Raw genomic sequence first — 2642 nt, 5'->3', positions numbered from 1 at the left:
CAGAAACAAGGTTACAAAGATCAATACCCAGCCCCTGAGTCAGGGAGCTTACCTGGTGACGATAAAAATGGATAACAATAAAACTGCTAACGCGAAACTGATTAAACAATAACAAATGAATAAACCAGCGATATTAACGAGCTTTATGGCCTGGATGCTTTTCCCGGTTCTAAAAGCCCAGGCCGCGGACATTAACTTTGGAGAATTTTCGAGCCCTGTACCTTCAGTATCTTCTTTGAATACTTATGCGAATACCCCCGTAAGTATCGCAACGGGGACTCCGGATATTTCTATGTCTTTAATGAGCTTGCCCACTTATAGTGGCGATGTTAGCCTTAATGTCGGAATATCATATAACTATTTGAATAATTCCGATAAAGAACCTGCCAGTGAAGTGGGACAGGCGTGGACAAAATTTGCTGGTGGCGTTATAAGCCGCAGCATTAATGAAGAGCTCGATGAGATCAATGATAATGCCATTAGTCCGACATATTTTAAGAATGCGTTTGATGACCTTTACTATTATAGTTTACCAGGGCTGTCAGGTAAATTCAGATTTGTGAGGGATACAGACGCAAACACATTCAGACTGGTTAACCTATCGGCTAACAAAGCCAAAATTGAATATGTAGCAGATCCAAACAATACTGCCACTCTCATTGTAAACTCATTTACGATTACAGACCAAAAAGGAATTAAATATATTTTTAATGATTATTCGAGAAGCAATACAGATCAACTTTATTACACTTATAGTGGTAAGATATTCAGGTCTGCTTTCTTTTTGACGGAAATTCGAGATCCCAACGGAGTGCAGCTTGCCAGCTTCACTTATCAGAAAGATAACAGATATAAGAGTAATGGTGTTATTATCATGTACCAAAGCTGCAAAATCAAAACGATTACTTCGCCTGGTTTTGGAACAGTTGAATTTAATTATCTGTATAATCCGACGAAGGAAAATACCATGAATGATCAATATCAGCTGCAGGATATCGTCTTAAAGGATAGCTATGGCCATATTATTTCCCAATATGCTTTTGAATATTTTTTTACTAACACTACGATATATGGGTTGAGATATCTGGCAAAAGTAAAAAAGCTGAATAAAAATAATGAGGTATCTGAAACTACAGAATTTGAATACTATCCTAATGGAGATTATCGGCGGCTAATAAAGAGAATCGATCCTACTGGCGGAGTAATAGAATACGATTATGGTGGTAGGATTAACGAAATTAAATATTATAACACAAAAACTGATACAACACCACAAAGGACTATAAAATATGATTATAGGAAATTTGACGGAAGCGGCTATAGTTCCGGGAAATATATATACCCGGATGGTGAGATTAATGGGACTGGATATTCCATATACAAAAATGTTAAAGTGACCAGCAGTGATGATAACAATGGATATACTAAATACTATTTTAAAGTACCCGACGACTTTCCAAAAGTAGATTTACCGGAGAAAGGTTCCGGCGCAAAATATTGGGCTCACTATAATCTTATCAGCAGTGGTCTGTTGGATAAAAAGGAAATCTATGATGCACAAGGTAAGCTCCTGGTCTCGGAACAATCCAGCTATACCTTTGAGGATGTACCAGGTGCCGAAATTTATAATCTCGCTGATATTAAAATAGAGCAAGGTTCTTATGATTATTCAAAACTGGGCTGGCTAAAAAAAATAGTAACCACCTCCACCACGTATTTTGATAGCAGCCAAAGTGTACAAGAACAATCAGAGACCAATTTCAATGTATTCAATTTTGAGGTAGCTTCTACCCGGAAATTTCTTAATGACACTACTAAAGAAGAGTATATCACCTATCCGGAGTCCGGGTATTCTAACCTTGCCAATGCGAATATAAAAAGCACCCCTGTCATTATAGAAGAAAAAACGGATGGTGAACTGACCTCACGGACCGAGACGAAATTTGACAACGCAAGTTCCACGAGGCCAACATCTTTAGTGAGAAGTGGTATCAGCAACCAAGCTGCCAGTACGGTAACGATCGATCAATATGATGACAAGGGGAATGCGGTGCAGATCACCTCCTCTACGGGAATGCCCACAGCCATTATTTGGGGATATAATAAAACCAAGCCTATTGCCAGAATAGAGGGAGCAACATATGCCCAGGTATCCTCTTTGGCTGCTTCAATTGTTAATGCCTCCAATGAAGATGCCGCAGATCCTACTAAAGAAGCTTTATTACTCGTGGCTTTGGACAATTTAAGGAAAACCTCCTCTTTACAGAATTTCCAGATTACCACTTATACCTATGATCCTCTTATCGGTACTACAACAATGACACCTCCAAACGGTATCAGAGAGATTTATCAGTATGATACCAATAACAGGCTCCAAAAAATAGTGGATATGAATGGTGTTACCCTGAAGGAGTATAAATACAACTACAAAAACTAGAATAATGAAAAGACTATTATTAATCCTTTATATTTTGTTGTCCGGCTTCCTCTTCGCGCAAACAGGCCTGAGTTCAACAGAAAATTATATATACGAAAAAAATTGTTTAACAGAGGATTGTACAAAAAAAGCAGAGAATGTAAAATATTATGACGGCCTTGGAAGACTGATACAGAATGTATCTGTGAAGGTCACACCATCAGGT

The 2642-nt window shown here is 38.2% G+C and carries 3 protein-coding genes; all 3 read left to right on the top strand.

Features of this window, described 5'->3' with window-relative positions; all coding sequences use genetic code 11:
• Positions 1–112, top strand: a 112-nt coding sequence (locus tag ABMQ40_RS16525) for a T9SS type A sorting domain-containing protein (protein WP_370901592.1), incomplete at its 5' end; no start/stop codon positions are given.
• A gap of 3 nt (positions 113–115) precedes the next feature.
• On the top strand, positions 116–2437 hold the full coding sequence (locus ABMQ40_RS16520) for a hypothetical protein (protein ID WP_370901590.1): 2322 nt from the start codon (positions 116–118) through the stop codon (positions 2435–2437).
• A gap of 4 nt (positions 2438–2441) precedes the next feature.
• Positions 2442–2642: DUF6443 domain-containing protein (locus ABMQ40_RS16515; RefSeq protein WP_370901588.1), on the top strand; the 201-nt coding region annotated here is incomplete at its 3' end.

It is taken from the genome of Chryseobacterium gossypii, assembly GCF_041361455.1.
Lineage (GTDB): Bacteria > Bacteroidota > Bacteroidia > Flavobacteriales > Weeksellaceae > Chryseobacterium > Chryseobacterium gossypii.
This window is presented reverse-complemented; position numbering and strand designations above follow the sequence as displayed.

Bases quoted from the DNA above. Each gene is read 5' to 3' on its own strand.
- ABMQ40_RS16520 (WP_370901590.1), top strand. From the start codon at position 116: ATGAATAAACCAGCGATATTAACGAGCTTTATGGCCTGGATGCTTTTC.